This is a genomic window from Microbulbifer guangxiensis, assembly GCF_021729075.1.
GTDB lineage: Bacteria > Pseudomonadota > Gammaproteobacteria > Pseudomonadales > Cellvibrionaceae > Microbulbifer > Microbulbifer guangxiensis.
This window is the reverse complement of record NZ_JAJSAQ010000004.1, coordinates 469,294-494,198: the sequence shown is the minus strand read 5'-3', so window position 1 is coordinate 494,198 and position 24,905 is coordinate 469,294. Positions and strand designations below refer to the sequence as shown.

Genomic DNA, 24,905 nt, shown 5'->3' with positions numbered 1-24,905 from the left:
TAGCGCGTTTTGCCGCTAGCCCTGGGCGCCCAGTGCCTGCATCCGCGCCTGGGCCGCGGAGCCGATCTCACCGCCGGCCTTGGCCGCAGTCTGGTAGTGGCTGTAGGCGTTTTTCACCTCCCCCTTCTTCTCATACACCTGCCCCAGGTAATAGTGGGCGTGGGGCGTTTCCAGGTAACGCAGTGAGCGGGTCAGGTCGCGCTCGGCGTCGGTGTAGTTGTTCAGCTTGGCGGCGATGAGCCCGCGCTTCAGCCAGTGGGAGAAGAGCCCCGGATTTTTCTGCACGGCACTGTCGTAGGCCTTGTAAGCCGCCTGGTACTGCTCCTTCTGTGTCAGCAGGTCGCCCTCGAACTGGTAGAAGGCGGCCTCGCGGGGTTGCTGTTGCTGGGCGCGCCGCACCAGGCTCAGGGCCTGATCGTACTGCTTGTTGGAGGCCGCTTTCAGGGCCTGGTCGTAATTGCCGTAGGCATCCGCATCGCGCTGCAGCTGGGCGATGGCGCGCTGGTAGGCGGCGCGGTTGGCGTTGCCGGCCGGCAGTTTCTTCGCGTATTCCATGTTCGCATCGACCCGCGCCTGCGAGGGCGGGTGGCTGGCGAAGAGCGCCTCAAGGGCACCGGCCTGACGGCCCTCGGACAATCTGACGAATTTCTGCTGCAGGCGCACTGCGCCCTGGGGATCGTAACCGGCGGCGGCCATGTATTTCATGCCGTACCTGTCTGCCTCCAGCTCGTTGCTGCGGCCATAGCGGGCGATGTAGGCGGAACCGCCCAGTTGCCCACCCAAGGCTACCAGGTCACCGTAGGCAGTGTTCTGGGTGGTGGCGCCAAGCACAGCAAGGCCGGCACCGAGCACCTGCTGCTGGGACATGGCGGTGGCGGAGTGACGCGCGGCGGCGTGTACGATTTCATGGCCCAACACCGCGGCCAGTTCGGATTCGTCCTCGAGGATGGTGAGCAGGCCGCGGTTCACTGCGATCTTGCCGCCGGGCAGCGCCCAGGCGTTGGGGGTCGAGTTGTTCAGCACCACGAACTCGTAGGGCAGTTGCGGCTGGTCGGAGACCTTCGCCAGCTTCTGGCCCACGCGGCTGACATACTCCTGCAGGGCAGGATCCACGACATATTCACCACCCTGTTGCTGCTGGTTGATGGGGTACTGTTGCTCGCCCAGCGCCACTTCCTGGCCCTGGGAGATCAGAGACAGCTGACTCTCCCCGGTAACCGGGTTGACGGCGCAGCCGGCCAGAAGGGACGCTGTGAGGCCACAGCAGGTGATCAGGCGCGGAATCATGGTTGCCTCCCTGTATAATGCTTGGTTTAACAGCGATCTATTCTACACAGTCCCGGGAGAGGAGTTATGACGGCACTGCAGGTAATTGAATTATTCGCCGGCACCAATCCGGATGGCGAGCCGGTGGTGGAGCGGCTGCAGGTGCGGGTCAACGAAGACGACAGCTGTCAGCTGGTGCGCTCTCCGGCGTTCATCAAGGGCATCGCCAGTGGCGATACCATCAAGGTCAACAAGGACGACCAGCAGTTCGAACTGGTAAAGCGCTCCGGTAACCTGGCGATCCGGGTGTTCTGCCGCGGCAACAGCACTGCGCTGTCCGACCAGTTGACCCCGCAGCTGGAAAAACTGGGCGGTGAACTGGACATGGAGAGCCCCCGGTTGCTGGTCTACAGCATCCATGTGAGCTGCGGTTTCGACACCATCGAACAGATCCTCAACAGTGCCTGCGACGGTGCCAACAGTGTCTGGTATTACGGCAATGTGTACGATCCCAAAGACGGCCAGACGCCACTGAATTGGTGGCAGGACATTCTCAAGCCGGAATGATCTGCACTCCGCCGCTTCCCCCGAAACAATCCCAGAAGGACAGTCACAGACCATGCTGATAGTCATCTCCCCGGCCAAGACCCTCGATTACGAGAGCGAGATCCCGAAGCTGGAAACTACCCGGCCGGACTTTCTCGATGATTCGGCCAAACTCATTAAGGAGTTGCGGGAACTGAGTCCGCAGGATATCTCCAGCCTGATGAAGATCTCCGACAAGCTCGGGGTACTCAATTACGACCGCTTTCAGCAGTGGAAACGCCCGTTTACCGACAAGAATGCCCGCCCGGCACTGTTGGCGTTCAAGGGGGATGTGTACACCGGCCTGGAGGCCGAAACCATGGGCAAGCGGGATTTTGCCTATGCGCAGAAACACCTGCGCATGCTGTCCGGCCTGTATGGATTGCTGCGCCCGCTGGACCTGATGCAGCCCTATCGCCTGGAAATGGGCACCAGGTTTGCCAATGCCCGTGGCAAGAATCTGTATGAGTTCTGGGGAGATACACTCACCGAAGCCCTGAACCAGCAGCTGCAAAGCCTCAAGAGCCGGGAACTGGTCAACCTGGCCTCCAATGAATACTTCAAGGCGGTGAAACCGAAATTGCTGGAGGCCGAGATCATCACCCCGCATTTCCGGGACCTGAAGAACGGCGAATACAAGATGATCAGTTTCTTTGCCAAAAAGGCTCGCGGCATGATGAGCCGCTGGGCGATCGACAAGCGGGTAAAAAAAGCCGAAGAGCTGAAGGGCTTTGACGGTGGCGGTTATGCATACAATGCCTCCCTGTCGAAGGGCAACGACTGGGTCTTTACCCGCGACGAGGCGCAATGACCGCCGCCCTGCCAGACGCCCCGGCCTGTGCGCGCAATCGCGAGCCGATCCTGGCCGAACTGCGCCGACTGCTGGCGGACAGCCACCAGCTCCTCGAAATCGGCAGCGGCACCGGCCAGCACGCCATTTACTTTGCCCCCCATGTCCCGCAGCTGAGCTGGCAGACCTCCGACCTGCCAGAAAAGCTGGCGGGCATCCGCGCGTGGCAGCAGGCTCACCCGGCTGATAACCTGCCGCCGCCGGTGGCGCTGGATGTCGAGGGCCAGTGGCCGTCGCTGTCCGTCGACACTATTTTTACTGCCAATACCCTGCACATTCTGTCTGCACAGGCAGTGGAGGCCCTGTTTGCCGCGCTGCCGCGAGTACTGGTACCCGGTGGCCAGCTGATCACCTACGGTCCTTTCCGCCGGGGTGCGGATTTCGGTGCGGAGAGCAATCGGGAGTTCGATCAGTGGTTGCGGCAGCGGGATCCCGCCAGTGGCATTCGCGATCTGCACTGGCTCGATGCCCTGGCCGATGCAGCGGGCCTGATCCGCAGCGAAACCATCGCCATGCCCGCCAACAATCATCTGGTGGTTTGGCGACGTGTGGCAAAAAAATGATTTGGAACACTATTGAGGTTATTCGGTCGAGAGTAACCCGCTGAGAGTCTACGGAGGGGAGCACAGATGCCCGAGTGGTTAGAGATCGGTGTGAGCATTGCATTCGCCATCGCCGCGGTTTTTTTCTTTGGCAAATACCGGGAGAAAGCCGCTGCGTTGCATGAATGCGAGCGCATGAAGGTCCGGTTGTCCAACGACCTCAATCGCTACCGCGACGTCAAGCGCCTGCGCACCCTGCGCGACGCCCTGGTAAGCAACGACATACTGCCGGTGGATGACGAGGGTCGCGAGCACCTGTTACTGCGGGATGGCGAGATGCGCCTTCACCACCTGGTGCTGCGCCGCCAGTGCATCGCCATCGGCGAGGGAGAGAAACCCACTTACACCAAAGACGGCGAAGAGCAGCCGGTCAGGGAATTGGTATAGCACTGGAATTGAAGCGCGCAGCAACCTCAGGTTTCTGCGGTCGAGATCAGCTTGCGCGGAGGGAAATGCAACGTGAAGGTGCTGCCCCGGCCCGGTGTGCTCTGCACGCTCAGCTCGGCGTTGTGGCGCAGCAGCACATGCTTGACGATGGCGAGGCCGAGACCGGTGCCGCCACTCTCCCGCGAGCGCCCGGCATCGACCCGGTAAAAACGTTCGGTGAGACGAGGGATGTGAATCGGATCGATGCCGATGCCGTTGTCCCGCACGGAGAAATGCCCTCCCCGGTCGTCCACCCACCAGCGCAATTCGATATCACCGCCATCGGGGCTGTACTTCACCGCGTTCAGCGCCAGGTTGGCAAAGGCACTGTGCAGTTCGCCGGCATCCCCGGACAGAACCGCGTCCTGCGCGCAGTCCACGCTGATCCGGTGCCGGTCGCCGCCCAGGCTGCGCGCCTCCCGGGCGACCCGCTCCACCAGTTCGCACACGGGAATTTTCTCCCGGCCACTGTCCCGCTCCGAGGTCTCCAGTCGCGCCAGTAACAGCAGGTCGTTGACCAGGGACGTCATGCGGGTCGTCTGTTCCTGCATCTGCGCCAGTGGACGCTCCCAGGCTCTGGGCGCGAGGCCACTGCCCTCGAGGGTTTCCAGGTAGCCGGCAATCACGGTCAGGGGGGTGCGCAGTTCATGCGAGACGTTGGCGACAAAATCGCGGCGCATCTGTTCGAGGTTGTGCAGGCGGGTGATGTCGCGGACGATCACCAGGGCCTCGTCCCGGCCGTAGCGGGTAATCTCCAGCTGCAGGGTGCGGGCATCGTTACCGGGAGCTGGCAGTGTCAGCGGCCCCTGGATTTTTGGATCGTGCATGTAGCGCACGAAGCCGGGATCGCGCAGAAAATTGATCAGCGGCTGCCCTGCATCTTCCGGGCGCAGCTTGAGCATTTCCCCCGCCGCCGGGTTCCACCAGGCGATGTTGCCATCGCCTTCCAGGGCGACGATGCCCTCGCGCAGCGCACTGGTACTGTCCTGCACCCGGCGGAGCATGGCGTGAAGCTTCTGCTTCTCGCGGCGGTGGCGGCGCTGCATGCGGTAGAAATCATCGCTGATCTCGCCCCAGATGCCGAAGCTGGTGGGGGCCGGGCCCTGCCGCCCGTTGCTGAGCCAGCGGTCGAAGCGGGTCTGTTGCCACAGGATCCAGAACAGGTAAATCGCCAGGGCCAGGGTCAGGCCGAGCAGCCATTGCCCGGTAGAGAAACCGAAGATGGTGAAACCGAGGGCAATGACGAGAAAGCGGGAGAATTCGCCGATACTGCGTTCCAGCATGGTGGTATGCGGTCTCCGTGTGCGGGCGGGCGGAAACTGGGCCGCCGTGCAGGGCAGCCATTCGCGCCGCTGCCGATCAACTCCGGCCGCGCGAACGGGGCGCTCAAATCTTGCCGGGCAAGTTTGTCACACTTTTTCTGCGGATTGCACGGAAAACCGGTAGCCGGTGCCGCGCACGGTCTGTATGTAGCGGTCGTGGCCGTCGATGGCCAGTGCCTTGCGCAGGCGACGGATATGCACGTCCACGGTGCGTTCTTCCACATAAACATTGCCGCCCCAGACGTGGTCCAGCAACTGGGCACGGCTGTAGGCCCGCTCCTGGTGGGAAAGGAAGAAGGTCAGCAGGCGGAATTCCGTCGGCCCCATTTCCACCGCCTTGCCGCTGATGCTCACGCGGTGGCTGATCGGGTCCAGTACCAACTGGCCTGCGGTGAGGGGTTCGTCCGGTGTAGAGGGGCCGGCACGGCGCAGCACCGCCTTGAGGCGTGCCACCAGTTCACGGGGGGAGAAGGGCTTGGTGATGTAGTCGTCAGCGCCGGTCTCCAGTCCCTTGATCTTGTGATCCTCCTCACCCTTGGCGGTGAGCATGATGATCGGCAGGGTGGAGGTGAGCTCATCGCGCTTCAGGCGCCGCGCCAGTTCCACGCCGGACACGTCGGGCAGCATCCAGTCCAGCAGGATCAGGTCCGGCTTTTCATCGATGATCAGGGCATGGGCTTCCTGTGCATTCTCCGCCTCGAGACAGCGATAATCTGCCATTTCCAGTGCCACCCGCAGCATGTCGCGCACCGCGGCTTCATCGTCGACGATCAGTATGGTTTTGTTCTGCATTGGTCTGCCATGCCCTACCTTGGTTGCGGCTATTAGACGGCATTTGCATTACAAATATATGACTACCGGGAAGTTATCCACAGAGAACGGCCCCTGACCGGGTGGCTAGTTGGTCAGGTAGTGCATGGCGATGCCGGCGAACACCACGGCCCCGACCCAGTTGTTATTGAGGAAGGCGCGGAAGCAGGCCTCGCGCTCCCGGTTGCGGATCAACCACTGCTGGTAGGCAAACAGACCTGCGGCGGCGGTGAGCCCCAGAAAGTACATGCTACCCAGCTCGAAGCGTTGCCCGGCCAGCAGCAGCGCAAACAGCACCATTCCCTGCAGGCAGGCAGTCATGGCACGGTCCATGTCACCGAACAGCACCGCTGTGGATTTGACTCCGATTTTCAGGTCGTCATCGCGATCGACCATGGCATAGAAGGTGTCATAGGCCACCGTCCACAGCAGGTTGGCGGTATAGAGCAGCCAGGCCACGGGCGGCACCTCACCGGTGGCAGCGGCGAAGGCCATGGGAATGCCCATACTGAAGGCGGCCCCCAGCACCACCTGCGGCAGGTGGGTGTAGCGCTTGGCAAAGGGATAACAGAAGGCCAGAGCCACCGCCGGCAGGGACAGCAGTACGGTCAGGCGGTTGGTGGTGAGTACCAGCAGGAAGGCCAGCAGGCAAAGGCCGGCAAACAGCATCAGCGCCCCTTTCGGGGTGGCCTGGCCAGTGGCGAGTGGCCGCGCAGCGGTGCGCTTCACATGTCCATCGATGTTGCGATCAGCGAAATCATTGATGGCACAGCCGGCGGCGCGCATCAGCAGTACCCCGAGAGTAAACACCGCAAACAGGTGCAGGCCCGGCCAGCCACCGGCGGCCAGCCACAGCGCCCACCAGGTGGGCCACAGCAACAGCAGTGAGCCGATCGGTCGGTCGAGGCGGGCCAGTTGCCAGTAGGGCAAGGCGGTTGGCCAGCGGCGGGCGAGAGCTTGGCTGATCACGGCTTGGTGTCTCCTGTTGTCGGTTCCAGCGGGCGCGGCAACGATTCAAATTGGGCGGTAAAGGCTGCCAGGAAGGTTTCCGCCACCAGTAGCGGTTTATCCCGCAGCCAGAATATGGAGCGTCTCCCCCAGGCATTGCCCTGTTCGTCGCCAATGGCATCGACGGTGCTGCGCGGGTTGCGTTCCAGTCGGTTCAGGGTGATGGGTCCCCGGCGGATGCCGGCCTCGCTGAACAGCAGTTCCCCCAGCGGGCGGCTGTCGAGGCTGCGCAGGTAACGGGATTTCCCCTGCAGGCTGCGTATGGGCAGCACGCTGCGGGCGTACACCCAGGGTTGCCCGCGGCCAAGCAGCAGCACCTCGCGGACCAGCGCTCGCTGGCGATCCCGCAGGCCGAGGGCGCGGCGCTCCTCCAGGCTCGGCTGGCGCCAGCTCTGGTCCAGTACCTGCACGGCAAAGTCACCGCCGCTCAGCTGCTTCAGCGCTGCAGTCAGAGAGCCCGGATGCAGCAGCCAGGGCAACAGGTCGGCGGGCAGCGACTCGTGCAGGGATTCCAGTGGCTGGGCCTGCCAGTCCGCAACCGGCAGAAATGGAGACTGATACAACGCAAACCCCGCAGCAGGATCAAAAGGCCAAAGCCGCCATTGTAACGGCTGGCGGCGGCGAGGTCAGGCGCCAGCGGCTGTACTCGGTGGTGCGGGCTCCTCTATGATGATGCGCTAACGAAGAAGAATACGGACGTTTCCGGAGAAAAGAATCCTATGGGCCTGACCACCAAGATCGTGCTGGCAATGCTGCTGGGTATTGTCGTCGGCGTGCTGTTCAATTTTCTCGATACCACCCAGGTACTCGGCAGCGGAGTCACCGGCTTTATCAACAATTACCTGACCGGGGGCCTGTTCGACATTGTCGGTCGGATCTTCATTGCCTCCCTGAAGCTGATGGTAGTGCCCCTGGTTCTGGTGTCGCTGATCTGCGGTGCCTGCGCCCTGTCAGAAGGCAGCCGCGTGGGGGTCCTGGCGGGCAAGACACTGGCCCTGTACCTGCTCACCACCGCGCTGGCCATCACCCTGGCCCTGTGCCTGGCCTTCGTGTTCCAGCCCGGTGTCGGCATGGAGGGCCTCCAGGCCGATGCCACCTTCGAGCCCAAACCCTCCCCGCCCCTGTCCGAAGTGCTGGTAGATATTTTCCCCACCAACCCGGTGGATGCCATGGCCAAGGGCAATATGCTGCAGATCATCGTGTTTGCGCTGCTGATGGGATATGCCATCTCACGCTGCGGTGAGCCCGGTCGGCGCATGGCTTCCTTCTTCAACGATCTCAACGATGTGATCATGCGCATGGTGGGCGTGCTGATGGTGTTCGCCCCCTATGGGGTCTTTGCCCTGCTGGCCAACAAGATTGCCCAGCTTGGGGTGGATGCCATTTTCCAGCTTGGCAAGTACTTCCTGGTGGTGCTCGGTGCCCTGTTCCTGCACGGCCTCGGCGTTTATTCGCTGTTGCTGAAGCTGCTTTCAGGCCTCAATCCACTGGAGCTGCTCAAGAAGATGCGCCCGGCGATGGTGTTTGCCTTCAGTACAGCCTCCTCGGCTGCAACGATCCCGGTGACCCTGTCCTCGGTTGAGAAGCGCCTTGGCGTCGACAACAAGGTGGCGGCCTTTACCGTCCCGCTGGGGGCCACCATCAACATGGATGGCACCGCCATCATGCAGGGCGTGGCGACCGCATTTATCGCGCAGATGTATGGGGTGGAAATCGGGCTGGTGGGCTACCTGACCGTGGTCCTGACTGCCACCCTGGCCTCGATCGGCACGGCCGGCGTGCCCGGTGTCGGCCTGATCATGCTGGCCATGGTGCTGCAGCAGGTAGGGCTGCCGCTGGAAGGCATCGCGATTGTCATGGGCGTCGATCGCCTGCTGGACATGGTGCGCACCTCGGTGAACATCACCGGTGATGCTGTCGTCAGCACTATCGTAGCGAAAAGCGAAGGCGCCTTTTCCGAGGAGGTGTTCTACGATCGCAACTACGACAGCGTCTCCAACGGCGGCCGCGTCGAGAGCTCCCCCGGCTGACTGCGCTGGACGAAACACACCGAAAATAAAAAGGGTCGCAACTGCGACCCTTTTTAATTCCAAAGTTGCTGCCGGTTTTTTCCCGGCTGGTGAAGCTCTGGATCAGTCCTCCACCAGCTCGCGCAACTCATCTGCCTCGATATCCCCGTCGATGCGGGCAATGACCCTTCCGGCCAGGTCTGAGAGCAAGTTCAGGATGGCCTGGTCGGTGGTGTCCTGTACCTGGCTGCCGCCACGCTGGGCACTCACCTGATACGGTTCGCGGAGCTTCAGCCGTTTGAGATCCAGGCTGTCTTCATGCAGCGGCCGGCCACCGGGATCGGTGATGCGGTATGAGAACGAACCGGAGATCTCCACATGGCCGCGCTCCAGATCGATATCTCCCTCGGTGCGCATGGCGCCGAGCTGCTTGACCACGGTGAGATCGAAGTCTGTCACCAGCGATAGTCGCCCGCGGCCGTCCACGAGCGGCACTTCCTCGTCGAGAAAGAATTGACGCAGTTCGCTGTCGAATGCCGTTTGCAGGTGCTGGCTGTAGCGCTGCAGTTTGGCATCCTTGAGTGCGGTCAGGCTGCCGCCCTCCCCCGCCTGTGCCAGCAACAGGGTCAGGTTGGCACTGTTGACCGGCATGGGGATGTTGAGCGCGATGGATGCCGGCGGCAGCGACAGGCTGGGGTTGTTGTCATCGCCACCGATGCCGAGAAAGCCCTGTGCCTGGGCGGTGTGAATGGTTGAAACCAGTAGCAGGCCGGCCATGGCCAACCCGCGATGCGCGAACCTGATCACTGCACTCTCCCTGAGTTCTGCCTGTTTTTCTGTTGACCGGTTGGCTATTTCCGGTCGAATTTCTTACTAGGCTGCCACTGCAAGGGCCCGGAAGCAAAAGCAATCGCTGACCACTGGGTCGGCTTGCTCTGCAGAATCAGTGCTCAGAGCCGGGCCAGTTCCCCCAGCTCATCGGCCTCCAGCTGGTCCTCGATGCGGTCGATCAGTTGTTCCGCCATCTCGTCGAGCATGGTCTCGATGGCCTCGTCGGTGCTGTCCTCGGTTTCGCCGCTGCGGTGGGCCGTGCGCACGCGGTAGCGCTGTTCCAGGCGCAGCTCACTCAGATCAATGCGCTTTTCCTGAAGGGTCTCGCCGCTGAGTGCGTTGAGCTGGTAGCGGAATTCTCCACTCACTTTGAGAGTGCCGCGCTCGGTCTCGTAGCGGTCGGAGTTGTCGAGGTCGGTCAGCTGCTTGCTGATGGCCGCGTCAACCCGGCTGTGGAAAGTGAGGAAGCCCCCCTGATTCACCAGCGGAATGTCTTCGTCCTCGAAATGCTCGCGGAGTCGCCGGTCCAGCGCTTCCTGCAAGTGTGTGGAGAAGCGCGTTGCCGCTTTGGCCTTCAGCTGGCTGAGCCCGCCGCTGCCCGCCTGGGCCAGCAACAGGGCCAGGTCGTTACCGGCGACGGGTGTTGGAACATCTAGCCGGATCTCTTCAGTGTTGAGGGTCAGGCTCGGCGCCTGAGCCGGTTTGCCAAACAGTCCCTCCTGGGCACTGGCAGTGTGGCCGGACAGGAAAAGTGCAGCGGCGCCCAGCAGCGCCAGCAGGGCCCTGGTGGGACTGGTCCCCGCGGAATCGTTCCGTGAGTCGTCCATGGTGGTCTCCCTATTCTCTCGATATCGCCTGCGGCTCTGAAGGCCGCTTTTGTTGTTGTGGCTCATCGGTCAGGCTGCCACCGCCGGCGGCGGAGCGCAAAAATATTGGTGACCACGAAGGGCATTTGGGTATCGATTTGTGTCCCGTTAGTCACGCCTCGGCAAAACGGGGCTTGTTCTGCAGCCAGCGGGCAATGAGTTGCTGCCGGGCAGTTTCTGTCAGGGCAGGCGAGGCGGCAATGCGCTGGATCTGTGGCAGCAGGTGGGCGTCCCGTTGCAGATCGGCAACGCGGTGCTGAATCTCACCGGTCTGCCGGGTGCCGAGAATCTCACCCGGCCCGCGCAGGCGCAGGTCCTCCTCGGCGATGGCAAAGCCGTCGCTGTGCTGGCGCAGCGCCTGCAGGCGCGCCCGGCCCCCCTGGGAGAGCGGCGTGCCGTAGAGCAGCACACAGTAGCTTGCCACCGAACCGCGGCCGACACGCCCGCGCAGCTGATGTAGCTGGGCCAGCCCGAGCCGCTCGGGGTTTTCGATGATCATCAGGCTGGCATTGGGCACATCGACGCCCACTTCGATCACGGTAGTGGCTACCAGCAGGTCCACTTCGCCGGCCTTGAAGGCGGCCATGACCTGCTCCTTCTGGTCCGGCTTCAGGCGTCCGTGAACCAGAGCCACGCGCGTATTTGGCAGGGCCGCGGCGAGCTCCTCGGCAGTGGATTCGGCGGCCTGGGCCTGCAGGGTTTCCGATTCCTCGATCAGTGTGCACACCCAGTAGGCTTGGCGTCCCTGCGCTACCGCATTGTGCACCCGCTCCACCACCTCCCCGCGGCGCTCATTGGAGATGGCAACGGTATCGATCGGCTGGCGCCCCGGGGGCAACTCGTCGATGACCGAGCAATCCAGGTCGGCAAAGGCGGACATGGCCAGTGTGCGCGGGATCGGTGTGGCGGTCATGATCAGCTGGTGCGGCTGGACGCGCACCGAGCCGGACGCACCGGCACCTTTCTCCCGCAGTTCCAGCCGCTGGCGTACCCCGAAGCGGTGCTGTTCGTCGATCACCACCAGCCCCAGGTGATGAAAGACCACGTCGGCCTGGAACAGTGCGTGAGTGCCCACTATCAGCTGCGCCTCACCGCTGGCGATAGCGGCCAGCTGGTGCCGCCGTTCCGCGGCCCTGAGACTGCCGGTGAGCCAGGCCACACGGACGCCCAGTGGCTCCAGCCAGCCGGTGAAGTTGCGCCGGTGTTGGTCGGCGAGGATTTCCGTGGGCGCCATCACGGCCACTTGGGTGCCGGAGCCGATGGCGCGCAGAGCGGCCATGGCGGCCACCAGGGTTTTCCCCGCCCCCACGTCCCCCTGCAGCAGGCGCATCATCGGGCGGCTGCCGGCGAGATCATCGGCGATCTCGGCGCAGACCCGCTGCTGGGCGCCGGTCAGGGCAAATGGCAGGCGGCCGAGAAAGTCCCGCTCCAGCGCCGGGTCACCGGGCAATGCCGGAGCACGCAAGTGATCGTTGTCGCGGCGCAGGGCAAGCAGGCTCAGGTGATGCGCCAGCAGTTCTTCCAGCGCCAGGCGCTGCTGGGCCGGGTGCTGCCCCTCTGCCAGTTGGGCCAGGTCCGCACCCGCTGGGGGGCTGTGCAGGTAGCGCAGGGCCGCGGCCAGTGGATAGCGGACCGATTGCGGCAACAGCCCTGCGGGTAACAGTTCGGTTACAGCGCCGCCGTCGAGTATCGCCAGCGCCTGTTGGGCGAGGTTCCTGAGACGCGTCTGGCTCACACCCTCCGTGAGCGGGTAGATCGGGGTGAGGGTGTCCTCTGCCGGCGGGCTGTCGGCGCCCAGGATTTCGGTTTCCGGGTGTACCAGCTCGAGGCCGGCGGAGCCGCGCCGGGCTTCACCGAAGCAGCGCAGGCGCGTGCCGCGGGCAAAGCGGTTTTTCTGCGCTGCGGAGAAATGGAAGAACCGCAGCGACAGGGTGCCGCTGCCGTCCTGCAGCCTGACCACCAGGCTGCGCCGGCGGCCGAACACCACATCGGCAGCCCGCACCTCGCCCTCGATCACCGCATCCAGGCCCGGCGTCAGTGCCGCGATGGGGGTGATGCGGGTGCGGTCCTGGTAGCGCATCGGCAGGTGGAACAGCAGATCCTGCACGGTGGTGATATGCAGTTTCGCCAGCACCTGGGCAAATTTGTCACCGACACCCTTGAGGCGGGTGATCGGTAGCGTGGAGAGATCGGTCACGGGTCACCCAGGTGGCACTGGCTGATGGCGTCGCGCAGGATGTCGATGGCGCGGTGGCGGGGGAAGCTGGCCCGCCAGGCCAGAGCCACGGTGCGCCGCGGGGCCGGTGCACTGAATGGCCGGGTTTCCAGCAGGCCGCTGGCATATTGCGAGGCGGTCGCCGCCGACAGGGGCAATACCGTGATACCCAGGCCGGACGCCACCATATGACGCAGGGTCTCCAGGGAGCTGCCATCGGCAGCGGTGCGGATGCGGCCGGTACCGGACTCCTTTTCGATGGATTGCTGCAACTGCGGGCAGGCCTCCAGCACCTGGTCGCGGAAACAGTGCCCTTCCCCCAGCAGCAGCACGTTGTCCTCGGACAGCTGCTCCGGCGAGATGCTCTCCTGCTTCGCCAGCGGGTGATCCGCGGGCATCAAGACGACGAAAGGTTCGTCGTAGAGCGGCTGGGTGACCACGTCCGGCTCGGTGAATGGCAGGGCGATGATGATGGCATCGAGCTCGCCCTTGCGCAGACGCTGGCGCAGGGTCGCTGTGTAGCCTTCTTCGACGTAGAGGTGCATTTCCGGTGCCATTCGCTGCAGCTGCGGTATGAAGTGCGGGAAAAGGTAGGGCCCGATGGTGAAGATGGCTCCCACCGACAGGGGGCTGGACAATTGGTCCTTGCCCGCGCTGGCGATGTCCTTGATCGCCGACGCCTGCTCCAGCACCAGTTGCGCCTGGGCCACAATCCGCTCACCGAGGGGGGTGGCCTGGACCCGGGTCTTGGAACGCTCGAACAGGGCGACGCCCAGCTCTTTTTCCAGTTTCTTTACGGCAATGGAAAGGGTCGGCTGGCTGACGAAACAGCGCTCGGCAGCGCGCCCAAAGTGCTGTTCCTGTGCCAGGGTGACGATGTACCGCAGTTCGTTGAGCGTCATAGAAGAAACAATCGATAGTTAAAAGGCTATAGCAATTATTCATAAATAATGGCCCGCGGCCAACGGCAAGCCTGACTGGGGATACAAACCCGGTTCTTTAGTAAAAATTGCTATTTTGGGGCCCTGTTCAGCCAATGAGGCGCAAAATTTTGCTATATGTGTAGGGACAACTTGATCGGAGCAACCCCATGGGCATTTTCTCCTGGATTATTCTCGGCCTGATCGCCGGAGCGCTGGCGAAATGGATCATGCCTGGCCCGGATCCGGGCGGCTGGGTGGTGACCATCGTGATAGGGATTGTCGGCGCTTTCATCGGTGGCTGGCTGGGTTCCCTGGTCGGCATTGGCGGTCCGGTTACCGGTTTCGGGTTCGGTGACATTGTGACGGCTACCATCGGGGCATTGATTTTCCTGTTCATTTTCCGCGCTCTCCGCCGTCGGGGCAGCTGAGGCGCTTTTCCCGGGACGCCACCCCGCAGGGAGTGCGGCTGGTCGCGAGTGCCCGGGACTGGAAACCAAGCGGATTGACCGGCAGCGCTGGCGTTGCCGGTCGATTGTTTTTTTTAAGGGGGATTGCGACAAGGGGGGTGCGGTTCGGCCCGCAACTTGGCGCGAACTGTGTTATGGCAAAAGAAAAACTCTGGATATTTGGCTGTGGGGATCTGGGCGCGCGCCTTGCCCTGCAACTGGATAGGAAGTCTTACAGCGTCTTCGGCGTCCGCCGGAACCCACTGGTGGCCCTGGCCCGCAAGCGCCGGGCGGATGTGGTCAACTGGCGCCGCGGCGATGCCACCCGCGAGGAAGACATCAGCGGCCTGTTGGCAGAGGGGGCTGATATCGTGATCGCCACCTTCACCCCCGATGAATACACCGAAAGCGGCTACCGCCGCGCCTATGTGGATACGGCGACGGCGCTGGCCAGGGCAGTGGCCGGGCTGGCAAAACCGCCACGGCTGGTGATCTGGGTGTCCTCCACCCGGGTCTATGGGCAGGGCGGGGACCAGTGGCTGGACGAAGAGGTCCCGGCTGTGCCCAATGGGTTTCAGGGGAACGCGCTGCTGGCTGCCGAGGAAATCATCTCCAGTGCCCTGCCGCAGGCGGTGGTGCTGCGTTTTGCCGGTATCTATGGTCCCGGCCGAGATCGCCTGCTGTCACAGGTGAGGGCGGGCCGCTGCGCGCCGCCCGAACCGCCGCAGTTCAGCAACCGCATCCACGTGGACGACTGCACCGGCTTTATCGCCCATTTGCTGGAGCGACAGCGCGAGGGCTGGACGCCGGAAAAGGTGTATATCGGTGCTGACAATGAGCCGGTGCCCATGCACGAACTGCAGCGATGGCTGGCCCGTGCCATGGGGTATACCGGGGGGCACTTGCGCGAATACGTGACCACCAGCCAGCGCCGCTCCAAGAGGCTCTGTAACCGCCGCATGCTGGCCACCGGCTACAAGCTGAAGTTCCCGGATTACCGCGCCGGTTACAGCGCGCTGCTGGACCTGGCTTGATTCCCTGACCCGGCTCCCCGGGTCAGATCACCATTACCCCTTCCGCCTCGAACAGCGCGCCCTTCGGCAGTTGCTTCACACCGACCGCCGCGCGGGCCGGGTACGGCTGCTCGAAGAACTCCGCCATCACCTCATTGACGGCACCGAAGTCGCTGAGGTCGGTGAGGTACAGGTTCAGCTTTACGACATGGCCGAGACTGCCGTTGGCCGCTTCGCAGACTGCGCGCAGATTGCGGAAGACCTGCCGCGCCTGTTCGGTGAAGTCGTCGCTGACGATCTCCATGGTCTGCGGGTCCAGTGGGATCTGGCCGGAGAGGTACACGGTATGGTCGACTTTGACGGCCTGGGAATAGCTGCCGATGGCGGCCGGCGCCTTGTCGGTTTTTATAATGGCGCGATTGGTCATGGTTAACTCCACCACTTTCCGAAAAAGAAAGCGGGCAAATATAACGCGCCTTTTGGGGGAATGGCAGTCGCGCCAGCGCAGGGCACAGCAGAAAGTGAGACTTTTGTCGCATCGCCGGCGCAAGGCCGGGGGCCATCACAAAATCAGCCGGGCCGCGCGATGCGAATCACCGAGGGCAGGTTGCGCAGGCGCTTCATCACGCGCGCCAGGTGCACCCGGTTGCTGACCTCGAGGGTGAGGGAGATGACGCTGTTGCGGGCATCCTTCTCGTCCACATGGATCTGCTCGATGCTGGCGCCCTCTTCCGTGATCCGCGTGGCCAGCCGGGCGATGATGCCGCGCTCGGACTCCACCTCGACGCGCACATCGCCGAGGAACTCGCCCTTCACGTCCGGTGACCAGTTCACCGCCATGATGTTTTCCGGGTGCTCGCGGAAGTCCACGGTGTTGCGGCAGGACTCCCGGTGCACCACCACCCCCTTGCCGGAGCTGATGTGGCCGATGATGGTGTCGCCCGGAATCGGTCGGCAGCAGCGGGCGAAACTGATCAGCATGCCCTCCTGCTCATCGATGGTGAGCGGTGAGGAAATATTGCTGGCCCCCGCCTCTTCCTTGCCGGGCGGAGCGAGCAGCTTGGCCGCAGAGAACGCCACCTTGTTGCCGAGGCCGATCTCCTCCAGCAGGTTCTCCAGCGAGCTGCACTTGGCCTCGCGCACACCGCGCTCGATCTGCTCCTCACTGAGTTCGTCGAGCGCGGTGTCGAATTTGCCCAGCGCCTTTTCGAGCAGGCGGCGACCGAGCGCGACCGAGTCGTGGTGGCGCTGGTGCTTGAGGAAATGGCGGATGGCACTGCGGGCCTTGGCGGTGACGACGAAATTGAGCCAGCTGGGGTTCGGCTGCGCCTTCCTGTTGGTGAGGATCTCCACCTTCTGCCCGCTCTGCAGGGGCTGGGACAGGGGCGCCAGGCGCTGGTTGATGCGTACCGCCACGCAGGTGTTGCCGATATCCGTGTGCACGGAATAGGCGAAATCGACGGCGGTGGCACCGGCGGGCAGATCGATGATCTCGCCCTTGGGGGTGAACACGTAGACCTCGTCCGGGAACAGGTCGATTTTCACGTTCTCGATGAATTCCAGCGAGTCGCCGGCCCGCTGCTGCATCTCAAGCAGGCCCTGTACCCAGCGTCGCGCGCGCACCTGGCTGGTACCGCCGGTGTTGATCACCTCGTCACCGGAGGCCTTGTAAAGCCAGTGGGCGGCGATGCCGCTGTTGGCCATCTCATCCATTTCCTTGGTGCGGATCTGCACCTCGATGGGCACCCCGTGCATGCCCAGCAGCACCGTGTGCAGGGACTGGTAGCCATTGGATTTGGGGATGGCGATGTAGTCCTTGAATTCGGAAATGACCGGTTTGTACAGGTTGTGGGTCACGCCCAGCACCCGGTAGCTGGTGTCCACGCTGTCGACGATGATGCGGAAGGCGTAGACGTCCATGATCTCCTTGAACGACTTCTTCTTCGCGCGCATCTTCTGGTAGATGCTGTAGAGGTGCTTCTCGCGGCCGATCACCAGGGCATCGATGCCCTCTCTTTGCAGCCGCACCTCGATGGCGTTCTGGATCTTCTCGAGCAGCTCCTTGCGGTTGCCGCGCGCTGCTACTAAGGCGGCGCGCAGGCGGCTGGCCCGCAATGGGTAGATGGCGAAGAAGGCGCGGTCCTCGAACTCGATGCGCACATCGTTCATGCCCAGGCGATGGGCGATGGGGGCATAGATCTCGAGGGTCTCGCGGGCGATGCGTACCCGCTTCTGTGGCTTCAGGGCGCCAAGGGTGCGCATGTTGTGCAGGCGGTCGGCGAGCTTGACCAGGATCACACGGATGTCGCGCGCCATGGCCAGCGCCATCTTCTGGAAGTTCTCCGCCTGTTTCTCCGCCGGGCTGTCGGTCTCGAACTGGGTCAGCTTGGAGACGCCGTCCACCAGTTCCGCCACTTCCTCACCGAATTGCTCCACCAAGGCCGCCTTGGGAATGCCGGTGTCCTCGATAACATCGTGGAGCATGGCGGCAGCCAGGCTCTGGTGGTCCATGTGCATGCCGGCGAGGATGGTCGCCACTGCCAGCGGATGGGTGATGTAGGGCTCGCCGGAACGGCGTTGCTGCCCGTCGTGAGCCTGCTCAGCGTAGAAGTAGGCGCGGCGGACAATCTGGATCTGGTCGGGGGGAAGATACGAAGAGAGGCGGTGGGCCAGACTGTCGATGGTATGCAAAGCCGCGCGCGCCTCCCGTAAAAAACTCGAGTGCTCGATGGAGGATTAAAGGTCCTGCTCGGACAGGTACACCGGAGCAGACGGACGCTCCATCGGCGCTTCGTCCTCGTCCACCTGGTCGAGGATGCTGGCATCCACCAGGCCTTCGGCGATTTCACGCAGGGCGAGTACGGTAGGCTTGTCGTTTTCCTCGGCCACCAGCGGATCTTTGCCTCCGGTAGCGATCTGGCGGGCGCGCTTGCTGCCCACGATCACCAGCTCAAAGCGGTTGTCGACGTTTTCGAGGCAATCTTCAACGGTAATACGTGCCATAAAATCTCGGTTCCATTGCTGTGCCCGGGGCGGGCGAATTCGGGGCGCGCGGGTGCCTGCGGCTCCTCCGGCGCGGGACCGGCAAGTTTAACGCAGCCGGCGGTGTACGTAAATCGACCAGTTGTCGGGGGCGCCATGGGAGAGCCCGTGCGATGCGGGCGTCAGTCCCGCTGCAACAGTGCCTGCAGCAGTTTACCGTGACGCTGCTGCTGCCGCTCCAGTCGCTGGCGCTGGGCCATGATGATGGCCTTCAACTCCGCCAGGGCAACTTGGAAGTCGTCGTTGATTACCAGATAGTCGGCTTCAACGAAGTGCGACATTTCATCGATAGCCTGCTCCATGCGCCGTTCGATCACGCTCGCCTCGTCCTGGCCACGGCCGGTGAGCCGCTCGCGAAGGGCCTCCTGGGAGGGGGGCAGGATAAAGATACCGACGGTGTCCGGCAGCAGGCGTCGCACCTGTGCGGCACCCTGCCAGTCGATCTCCAGAATCACATCGCGCCCACTATTCAGTGTCTCCTCGACCCATTCGCGGGAGGTGCCGTAGAAATTGTCGAATACCTGCGCGTGCTCCAGGAAGGCGTTGCGATCGAGCATGGCGAGGAAAGCCTCGCGGTCGACGAAGTGGTAGTTGATACCGTCTTCCTCGCCGGGGCGTCGGGCGCGGGTGGTATGGGACACCGACACGGTGACCTGGTTGTCGCTGTCGACGAGGGCCTTGACCAGGCTGGTTTTGCCGGCGCCGGAGGGCGCTGAGACGGTGTAGAGGGTACCTTTCTGCACGACTGATCCTGTTTCCGGGGCAAATGCGCCCGGCATTATAACGAACCTGGGCTCGGATTGAGCGCTCGATGGGAACGGCTGCGGAATCACTGTGGGGTGACAGGAGGCTGCACCCCGGCCGGTTTGGGGGGGGAAGTGTTGGGAGTTTCGGTCGCGCGGTACTGCATGCGCGATCGAGCCCGGCCGGGGCCGCCCTGCGGAAGATCTCCCGACCACCACAAACCCCCTGTGGACGGTGTCACTCCCTGTTGCTAATCGCTAACGGTGGCGACTGTAGCGCCTTTGTCTGCAAAAGCCAACCGCCACCAGATGAGTCCACTCAGCAGGGTATAAGCGAAAATCCCGAGTCCGAGTGCCGCCGGTAGCAGCGGAGCAATCGCCAGCAGGATACCCAGACGCAGCAGCTCAGCGACCCGTGCCAGCCGGTGGCCGTCGAGGATGCGACCGTTGATGATGAGCGCTGCACCGAGCAGGGCAACAGCGATCACCAGCTGGCCGTAGCTGAGCTTGGCGGCCGCCCAGATCAGCACCAGAGTGGCGCCGGAATAGATGACATGCTGTGCGAGTGCATAGTAGCGCTGGCCGGCACTGATCTCGGGGTCGTAGCGCTGGAAGTCGGCCAGGTCCGATGACGGCACCGGCATGGCGGCCTCGGCATCCGCCGGCCGGTAACCGGTGCGGCGGAACCACAGGGTCAGCTTGTCCCACCAGCTCCGGGTGTGCCAGGCGTCCAGGGCCATCCGCTTGTAGTGCTGCAGATTGGCGGCCAGGGGGTCGAAGGAGTTCAGTGGTTTGCGGACCCCGTAGATGCAGGGCTCCTGCTCCAGCTCCTCCTGGTAGGTGCCGAACAGGCGGTCCCAGATAATGAAGACGCCACCGTAATTCCTGTCCACATACACCTTGTTCTGGGCGTGATGCACCCGGTGGTTGGAGGGGGTAACGAAAATCCACTCCATCCAGCGCACCTTGGGAAACTTCTGCGTGTGTACCCAGAACTGGTAGATCAGGTCGATGGCACCCGCGGTGATCAGCAGTTCGGCTGGCAGACCAATCAGCAGCAGCGGCATGTAGAAGATCCAGCCGATTGGCAGCCCCCCGCTGGGCTGACGCAGGGCGGTGGTGAGGTTGTAATCCTCGCTCTGGTGGTGCACCAGGTGGTCGGCCCAGAAGATGTTGATCTCGTGGGCAAAGCGATGCTTCCAGTAGTAACAGAAGTCGTAGGCGGCGATCGCCAGCAGCAGGTGCCAGCCGTTGTCCAGCGACCAGTTGAAGCCCATGGCCTGGTAGTAGGGCTGCAGCAGCTCGAACAGGGGAATATAGATGACCAGCAGCAGGCCCTTGCGGATCAGGCCGGTGATACGGCTCAGGATGCCGGCACTCAGGCTGCCGATGGCATCGTTGAGGCGATAGAGCCCCCAGCCATAACGTCGGTCCAGTGCCAGCTCCACCAGCACGGCGAGCAGGAAGAAGGGAATGGCCAGGGTAACGAGATTCACGGCTGCCTCTGCTTATTGTTGTCCCGTCGACAGGCATCCACGATGCCACAGCCCGCCCCGGTGGCAAATATCCACAGGGGCCGAATTTTGAAATCCGTTAGGTTTCACGGCGCAGTGTAGCGCGGTTCCCCCACGGGGGGCAGATGGTGCCCTGATGGGTTCCAGCCGCGGCTACACTCAGCAGGTTCCCGGAGTCGACGCTCCGGGTCGGTGGCGCCACAGGAAAGGCTGTCACAAAAAGTCCGATGACCCGGCGACGCCGTACACCACAGTTTCGGGGACAACCAACCATAAGGGGAACCGATCATGATCAATGCCTATGCAGCCCACGAAGCTGGCGCTGAATTGAAGCCATTCAGCTATGACCCGGGCGCACTCAAACCCAGGGAAGTGGAAATCGATGTGCTCTACTGTGGGCTCTGCCACAGCGACCTGAGCGTGATCGATGATGAGTGGGGCATGTCCGAGTACCCGGTGGTGCCGGGGCATGAGGTGGTGGGTCGTATCGGCCAGCTCGGCGATCAGGTGGACCACCTGGAAGAGGGGCAGCTGGTCGGTCTGGGCTGGCACGCGGGCTATTGTGGTCACTGCCACGACTGTAACTCGGGTCACCAGAACCTCTGCGGCGAGGCACAGCCCACCATCATCGGTCACTACGGCGGGTTCGCCGACAAGGTGCGTGCAGCGGCGTCCAGCGTGGTGCCGATCCCGGACAGCATCGATCCCGCAGTGGCCGGGCCACTGTTCTGCGCCGGCATCACCGTGTTCAATCCTCTGGTGCAGTTCGGCATCAAGCCCAACAGCCACGTGGGGGTGGTTGGCATCGGTGGACTCGGTCACCTGGCCCTGCAGTTCCTGCATGCCTGGGGGTGCGAGGTAACCGCCTTTACTTCCAATGCCAAGCGCGACGAGGCGCTGGAGCTGGGGGCGGACCACACCCTGAGTTCCCGCGATGAGGATGCGGTGGCAGAGGCAGCCGGTCGGTTCGACATGATCCTGTCCACGGTCAACGTCAAGCTGGACTGGAACCTGTACCTGTCGACGCTCAAGGCCGGCGGCCGCCTGCATTTCGTCGGTGCTACCACCGAGCCGCTGGACCTCAATGTCTTCCAGCTGATCCTCGCCCAGCGCCAGGTGTCCGGTTCACCGGTAGGCAGCCCCACCACTATTGCCGAGATGCTGGAATTTGCCGCGCGCCACAAGATCGCGCCCAAAGTGGAGCACTTCCCCATGAGCCGGGTGAACGATGCGCTGGCGCGGTTGAAGAGCGGCGACGTGCGCTATCGCGTGGTGCTGGAAGCGGGGAAATAGCTCCTTAGCTGGCTCCGGTCCCTATCTGCTCGCGTCCATGCACGATGCGGTAGAGCAGCGGTAGCACGAACAGGGTCAGTACCGTCGACGAGATGATTCCCCCGATCACCACTGTGGCCAGCGGCCGCTGAACCTCGGCACCGGTACCGTTGTTCAGCGCCATGGGCACGAAGCCGAGACTGGCCACCAGCGCGGTCATCAGCACCGGGCGTACACGGATCAGTGCGCCGTCGATGATTGCGGATTCCAGTTCACCCCGCTCCCGCCAGAGTTCGCGGATAAACGCCAGCATCACCAGGCCGTTCAGGGTGGCGACGCCGGACAGGGCGATAAAGCCGACGCTGGCGGAAATCGACAGCGGCATGTCCCGCAGCCACAGCGACAGCACGCCCCCGGTCAGCGCCAGCGGCACGCCGGTGAAAATGATCAGCGAGTCGCGCACGGAACCGAATGCAGTGATCAGCAGGGCGAAGATCAGGGCCAGGGTGAGCGGTACCACCACCGCCAGCCGCCGACTGGCGGATTCCAGCTGCTCGAAGGTGCCGCCGTAGTCGAGCCAGTAACCGGGCGGCAGGGACACCTGGCTGGCGATGCGGCTTTTCACTTCCGCTACAAACGAGCCCAGGTCGCGGTCGCGCACGTTGGCGGTGACCACCACGCGGCGTTTACCGTTCTCACGGCTGATCTGGCCCGGCACCGGGGTTAACTCCAGACTGGCGACCTCATTCATGGGAATGAAACCCCCGTCAGGCAACGGTACCGGCAGATTGCCCAGCTGATCGAGGTCGCGCCGGATAGTCTCGGGCAGCCGCACCACCAGCTGGAAGCGGCGGTCACCTTCATAGATCAGGCCGGCCACGTCACCGCCCACTGCCGTCGAGACCAGGTCCTGCAGGTCCTGCAGGTCGAGCCCATGGCGCGCCAGCAGGGTCCGTTCGGGCACCACGGAGAGCATCGGCAGGTCTTCCACCTGCTCGATGCGGGCATCCGCTGCGCCGGGTGTTCCGGCCAGTACCGCGAGGATGTCCTGCGCCGAGCTCAGCAGCAGGTCCAGATCATCCCCGAATACCTTGACCCCGAGATCGGATCGCACGCCGGAAATCAGCTCGTTGAAACGCATCTGAATTGGCTGAGTGAACTCGTAGTTGTTGCCGGGCACATGCTGCACGGCGGCTTCCAGCTCCGCCACCAGTTGCGCCTGTGGCTTGTGCGGGTCGGGCCACGCAGAGCGGGGTTTCATGATGATGAAATTGTCTGCCACGTTCGGGGGCATGGGATCCGTCGCCACTTCCGGTGTGCCGATCTTCGCCACCACTTTGTCCACTTCGGGAAAGTCGCGCAGGCGTCGCTCCAGCACTTCCTGCATGGCCACCGCCTGTTCCAGGCCAGTGCCCGGCACGCGCAGCGCGTGCATGGCGATATCACCCTCCACCAGTTCGGGGATGAATTCGGAGCCCAGGGTCGTGGCGAGCCAGCCACAGAACAGTACCAGCACCAGGGCCGTGCCAAGCACCAGCCAGCGCAGTCGCATTGCGGCGAGCAGCAGCGGTTTGTACAGGGCCTTTACCCCGGTAATGAGGGGGCTCTCGCGGCCGCGGATTTTTCCCCGCAGGAAAACTGCTACGGCTGCGGGCACCACGGTGAGGGAAAATACCAGTGCAGAGAGCAGTGCCATCACCACCGTTGCCGCCATTGGATGGAACATCTTCCCTTCGACGCCGGTCAGCGAGAACAGCGGGATATAGACCACGGTGATGATCAGCACGCCGAACAGGCTCGGCCGGATGACTTCGTCGGTGGCCTGGAACACTACCTCGAGTCGATCTTTCAGGAGCAGGCCGCCCCCCTTGTCCTGTTGTGCCTCCCTCAGGCGGCGCACGGCATTTTCGACAACGATCACGGCACCATCGACGATGAGCCCGAAGTCCAGTGCGCCGAGACTCATCAGGTTGGCGGAGATGCCGCTCTGCACCATGCCGCTGATGGTGGCGAGCATCGCCAGCGGGATCACCGCCGCAGTGATCAGCGCTGCGCGGAAATTTCCCAGGAGAAGAAAGAGCACCACGATCACCAGCAGTGCGCCCTCGAGCAGGTTCTTGCGCACGGTGGCGATGGTCTTGTCCACCAGGCTGGTGCGGTCATACACCGCTTCCAGCTTGATCCCGTCGGGCAGGGTCGGTTTGATCGTCTCCAGTGCCGCCGCTACATCCCGGGCAACAGCCCGGGAGTTTTCCCCCACCAGCATCATGGCCGTACCCAGCACGGTCTCGCGACCATCGCGGGTGGCGGCGCCGGTGCGCAACTCGCGGCCAATGGCCACTTCGGCGAGATCCGCGATACGCACCGGCGTGCCTGCGCGCACTGCAACCACCACATTTTCGATGTCGTCGATACCCTGCAGCTGTCCCGGTGCACGCACCAGCAGTTGTCGGCCATTGCCCTCGATATAGCCGGCGCCACGGTTGTCATTGTTGCGGCGCAGTGCCGCACTGACGTCGCGGAGGGTGATGCCGAAGGCGAGCAATTGTCGTGGATCCGGCGTGACATGGTATTGCTTGTCGAAGCCGCCGACCGTGTTGATCTCGGTCACGCCCGGTACCAGCGCCAGCTGCGGACGGATGATCCAGTCCTGGATTTCCCGAAGGTCCATGGCGTCGTAGGGTTCGCCATCGGCGCGGGTGGCTTCCGGCAGCGCCTCGACGGTGTACATGAAAATCTCACCGAGACCGGTGGCGATGGGGCCCATCTCCGGCTCGAGCCCGGGCGGCAGCTGGCCCTTGATGGTATTCAGCCGCGCATTGATCAGGTTGCGGGCGAAATAGAGATCCGTTCCCTCTTCGAAAACCACCGTGACCTGAGACAGGCCATAGCGGGACAGGGAGCGGGTGTACTCCAGCCGCGGCAGGCCGGCGAGGGCGGTTTCTACGGGGAAGGTAATGCGCTGTTCCGCTTCCAGCGGCGAATAGCCGGGCGCTTCGGTATTGATCTGCACCTGTACGTTGGTGATATCGGGTACTGCATCGATGGGCAGGCGCTGGTAACTCCAGAGCCCGAGACCGATCACGAGGAGAGTCAGCGATAACACCAGGTATCGCCGTGCGATGGAAAAGCGCAGAACTGACTGAATCAATGCCGACGCTC

Annotated in this window: 23 protein-coding genes; 8 read left to right on the top strand and 15 right to left on the bottom strand. The window is 63.3% G+C overall.

The window, feature by feature from the left end; translation table 11 throughout:
- Positions 1-15: 15 nt before the first annotated feature.
- Positions 16-1,287, bottom strand: coding sequence for a M48 family metalloprotease (locus LVD12_RS11810; RefSeq protein WP_237067912.1), 1,272 nt, complete (start codon positions 1,285-1,287; stop codon positions 16-18).
- A 66-nt stretch (positions 1,288-1,353) separates the two neighbouring features.
- Here LVD12_RS11810 and LVD12_RS11805 point away from each other — a divergent pair, with 66 nt between their 5' ends.
- From LVD12_RS11805 to LVD12_RS11790, 4 genes are all read left to right on the top strand, one after another.
- Positions 1,354-1,833, top strand: a complete 480-nt coding sequence (locus LVD12_RS11805) for a DUF4265 domain-containing protein (protein WP_237067911.1) — start codon at positions 1,354-1,356, stop codon at positions 1,831-1,833.
- A 52-nt stretch (positions 1,834-1,885) separates the two neighbouring features.
- Positions 1,886-2,662, top strand: coding sequence for a peroxide stress protein YaaA (gene yaaA, locus LVD12_RS11800; RefSeq protein WP_237067910.1), 777 nt, complete (start codon positions 1,886-1,888; stop codon positions 2,660-2,662).
- A complete protein-coding gene (locus LVD12_RS11795) occupies positions 2,659-3,264 on the top strand; it encodes a DUF938 domain-containing protein (protein WP_237067909.1) in 606 nt (201 codons plus the stop codon). The genes yaaA and LVD12_RS11795 overlap by 4 nt, the downstream gene beginning before the upstream one ends.
- 66 nt (positions 3,265-3,330) lie before the next feature.
- On the top strand, positions 3,331-3,690 hold the full coding sequence (locus tag LVD12_RS11790) for a hypothetical protein (RefSeq protein WP_237067908.1): 360 nt from the start codon (positions 3,331-3,333) through the stop codon (positions 3,688-3,690).
- A gap of 26 nt (positions 3,691-3,716) precedes the next feature.
- Here LVD12_RS11790 and phoR read toward each other — a convergent pair whose 3' ends face one another.
- The 4 genes from phoR to LVD12_RS11770 all read right to left on the bottom strand — a co-directional run bounded on the left by phoR (position 3,717) and on the right by LVD12_RS11770 (position 7,432).
- Positions 3,717-5,012 carry a phosphate regulon sensor histidine kinase PhoR gene (gene phoR, locus LVD12_RS11785; RefSeq protein WP_237067907.1) on the bottom strand — a complete coding sequence of 432 codons (1,296 nt, stop codon included), beginning with the start codon at positions 5,010-5,012 and terminating at the stop codon, positions 3,717-3,719.
- A 126-nt stretch (positions 5,013-5,138) separates the two neighbouring features.
- Positions 5,139-5,843, bottom strand: a complete 705-nt coding sequence (gene phoB / locus LVD12_RS11780; RefSeq protein ID WP_237067906.1) for a phosphate regulon transcriptional regulator PhoB — start codon at positions 5,841-5,843, stop codon at positions 5,139-5,141.
- Between the two features lie 105 nt (positions 5,844-5,948).
- Positions 5,949-6,830, bottom strand: coding sequence for a 4-hydroxybenzoate octaprenyltransferase (ubiA, locus tag LVD12_RS11775; RefSeq protein ID WP_237067905.1), 882 nt, complete (start codon positions 6,828-6,830; stop codon positions 5,949-5,951).
- A complete protein-coding gene (locus LVD12_RS11770) occupies positions 6,827-7,432 on the bottom strand; it encodes a chorismate--pyruvate lyase family protein (protein ID WP_237067904.1) in 606 nt (201 codons plus the stop codon). Before LVD12_RS11770 ends, ubiA begins: the two co-directional genes overlap by 4 nt.
- Before the next feature lie 156 nt (positions 7,433-7,588).
- On the opposite strand from LVD12_RS11770, the gene LVD12_RS11765 reads away from it, so the two are divergent.
- Positions 7,589-8,899: a dicarboxylate/amino acid:cation symporter gene (locus LVD12_RS11765; protein ID WP_237067903.1), complete on the top strand. Its 1,311-nt coding sequence runs from the start codon at positions 7,589-7,591 to the stop codon at positions 8,897-8,899.
- A 102-nt stretch (positions 8,900-9,001) separates the two neighbouring features.
- Here LVD12_RS11765 and LVD12_RS11760 read toward each other — a convergent pair whose 3' ends face one another.
- The 4 genes from LVD12_RS11760 to LVD12_RS11745 form a co-directional block, all read right to left on the bottom strand.
- Positions 9,002-9,685, bottom strand: a complete 684-nt coding sequence (locus tag LVD12_RS11760) for a hypothetical protein (protein WP_237067902.1) — start codon at positions 9,683-9,685, stop codon at positions 9,002-9,004.
- 143 nt (positions 9,686-9,828) lie between these two features.
- The gene (lptE, locus tag LVD12_RS11755; RefSeq protein WP_237067901.1) at positions 9,829-10,536 is read right to left on the bottom strand and encodes an LPS assembly lipoprotein LptE; all 708 of its coding nucleotides are present in this window, start codon (positions 10,534-10,536) and stop codon (positions 9,829-9,831) included.
- Between the two features lie 151 nt (positions 10,537-10,687).
- Positions 10,688-12,772, bottom strand: a complete 2,085-nt coding sequence (gene recG / locus LVD12_RS11750) for an ATP-dependent DNA helicase RecG (RefSeq protein ID WP_237067900.1) — start codon at positions 12,770-12,772, stop codon at positions 10,688-10,690.
- Positions 12,769-13,692 carry a hydrogen peroxide-inducible genes activator gene (locus tag LVD12_RS11745; RefSeq protein ID WP_237067899.1) on the bottom strand — a complete coding sequence of 308 codons (924 nt, stop codon included), beginning with the start codon at positions 13,690-13,692 and terminating at the stop codon, positions 12,769-12,771. The genes recG and LVD12_RS11745 overlap by 4 nt, the downstream gene beginning before the upstream one ends.
- A 188-nt stretch (positions 13,693-13,880) precedes the next feature.
- Between LVD12_RS11745 and LVD12_RS11740 the strand changes: the two genes are divergently transcribed.
- Together LVD12_RS11740 and LVD12_RS11735 are read left to right on the top strand one after the other, a co-directional pair.
- Positions 13,881-14,141 (top strand): GlsB/YeaQ/YmgE family stress response membrane protein, encoded by a 261-nt coding sequence (locus LVD12_RS11740; protein ID WP_069946452.1) that lies wholly within the window; start codon positions 13,881-13,883, stop codon positions 14,139-14,141.
- 173 nt (positions 14,142-14,314) lie between these two features.
- Positions 14,315-15,193: a sugar nucleotide-binding protein gene (locus tag LVD12_RS11735; RefSeq protein WP_237067898.1), complete on the top strand. Its 879-nt coding sequence runs from the start codon at positions 14,315-14,317 to the stop codon at positions 15,191-15,193.
- A gap of 22 nt (positions 15,194-15,215) precedes the next feature.
- Here LVD12_RS11735 and LVD12_RS11730 read toward each other — a convergent pair whose 3' ends face one another.
- From LVD12_RS11730 to LVD12_RS11710, 5 genes are all read right to left on the bottom strand, one after another.
- A complete protein-coding gene (locus tag LVD12_RS11730; RefSeq protein WP_237067897.1) occupies positions 15,216-15,599 on the bottom strand; it encodes a RidA family protein in 384 nt (127 codons plus the stop codon).
- Between the two features lie 143 nt (positions 15,600-15,742).
- A complete protein-coding gene (spoT, locus tag LVD12_RS11725) occupies positions 15,743-17,863 on the bottom strand; it encodes a bifunctional GTP diphosphokinase/guanosine-3',5'-bis pyrophosphate 3'-pyrophosphohydrolase (RefSeq protein ID WP_237067896.1) in 2,121 nt (706 codons plus the stop codon).
- A gap of 45 nt (positions 17,864-17,908) precedes the next feature.
- On the bottom strand, positions 17,909-18,175 hold the full coding sequence (gene rpoZ, locus LVD12_RS11720) for a DNA-directed RNA polymerase subunit omega (RefSeq protein ID WP_237067895.1): 267 nt from the start codon (positions 18,173-18,175) through the stop codon (positions 17,909-17,911).
- A 161-nt stretch (positions 18,176-18,336) separates the two neighbouring features.
- Positions 18,337-18,993 (bottom strand): guanylate kinase, encoded by a 657-nt coding sequence (gmk, locus tag LVD12_RS11715; protein ID WP_237067894.1) that lies wholly within the window; start codon positions 18,991-18,993, stop codon positions 18,337-18,339.
- Positions 18,994-19,208: 215 nt separating this feature from the next.
- Positions 19,209-20,453, bottom strand: coding sequence for a sterol desaturase family protein (locus tag LVD12_RS11710; RefSeq protein ID WP_237067893.1), 1,245 nt, complete (start codon positions 20,451-20,453; stop codon positions 19,209-19,211).
- A gap of 306 nt (positions 20,454-20,759) precedes the next feature.
- Here LVD12_RS11710 and ahr point away from each other — a divergent pair, with 306 nt between their 5' ends.
- Complete coding sequence (gene ahr / locus LVD12_RS11705; RefSeq protein ID WP_237067892.1) at positions 20,760-21,764, top strand: NADPH-dependent aldehyde reductase Ahr; 1,005 nt, start codon at positions 20,760-20,762, stop codon at positions 21,762-21,764.
- A 4-nt stretch (positions 21,765-21,768) separates the two neighbouring features.
- On the opposite strand, the gene LVD12_RS11700 is transcribed toward ahr, so the two are convergent.
- Complete coding sequence (locus tag LVD12_RS11700) at positions 21,769-24,894, bottom strand: efflux RND transporter permease subunit (RefSeq protein ID WP_237067891.1); 3,126 nt, start codon at positions 24,892-24,894, stop codon at positions 21,769-21,771.
- Positions 24,895-24,905 lie beyond the last annotated feature (11 nt).

Excerpts from the sequence above, each read along its gene's own strand:
- LVD12_RS11810 (WP_237067912.1), bottom strand. The coding sequence starts at position 1,287 with ATGATTCCGCGCCTGATCACCTGCTGTGGCCTCACAGCGTCCCTTCTG.
- LVD12_RS11805 (WP_237067911.1), top strand. The coding sequence starts at position 1,354 with ATGACGGCACTGCAGGTAATTGAATTATTCGCCGGCACCAATCCGGAT.
- yaaA (WP_237067910.1), top strand. The coding sequence starts at position 1,886 with ATGCTGATAGTCATCTCCCCGGCCAAGACCCTCGATTACGAGAGCGAG.
- LVD12_RS11795 (WP_237067909.1), top strand. The coding sequence starts at position 2,659 with ATGACCGCCGCCCTGCCAGACGCCCCGGCCTGTGCGCGCAATCGCGAG.
- LVD12_RS11790 (WP_237067908.1), top strand. The coding sequence starts at position 3,331 with ATGCCCGAGTGGTTAGAGATCGGTGTGAGCATTGCATTCGCCATCGCC.
- phoR (WP_237067907.1), bottom strand. The coding sequence starts at position 5,012 with ATGCTGGAACGCAGTATCGGCGAATTCTCCCGCTTTCTCGTCATTGCC.
- phoB (WP_237067906.1), bottom strand. The coding sequence starts at position 5,843 with ATGCAGAACAAAACCATACTGATCGTCGACGATGAAGCCGCGGTGCGC.
- LVD12_RS11765 (WP_237067903.1), top strand. The coding sequence starts at position 7,589 with ATGGGCCTGACCACCAAGATCGTGCTGGCAATGCTGCTGGGTATTGTC.
- lptE (WP_237067901.1), bottom strand. The coding sequence starts at position 10,536 with ATGGACGACTCACGGAACGATTCCGCGGGGACCAGTCCCACCAGGGCC.
- LVD12_RS11745 (WP_237067899.1), bottom strand. The coding sequence starts at position 13,692 with ATGACGCTCAACGAACTGCGGTACATCGTCACCCTGGCACAGGAACAG.
- LVD12_RS11740 (WP_069946452.1), top strand. The coding sequence starts at position 13,881 with ATGGGCATTTTCTCCTGGATTATTCTCGGCCTGATCGCCGGAGCGCTG.
- LVD12_RS11735 (WP_237067898.1), top strand. The coding sequence starts at position 14,315 with ATGGCAAAAGAAAAACTCTGGATATTTGGCTGTGGGGATCTGGGCGCG.
- LVD12_RS11730 (WP_237067897.1), bottom strand. The coding sequence starts at position 15,599 with ATGACCAATCGCGCCATTATAAAAACCGACAAGGCGCCGGCCGCCATC.
- rpoZ (WP_237067895.1), bottom strand. The coding sequence starts at position 18,175 with ATGGCACGTATTACCGTTGAAGATTGCCTCGAAAACGTCGACAACCGC.
- gmk (WP_237067894.1), bottom strand. The coding sequence starts at position 18,993 with ATGCCGGGCGCATTTGCCCCGGAAACAGGATCAGTCGTGCAGAAAGGT.
- ahr (WP_237067892.1), top strand. The coding sequence starts at position 20,760 with ATGATCAATGCCTATGCAGCCCACGAAGCTGGCGCTGAATTGAAGCCA.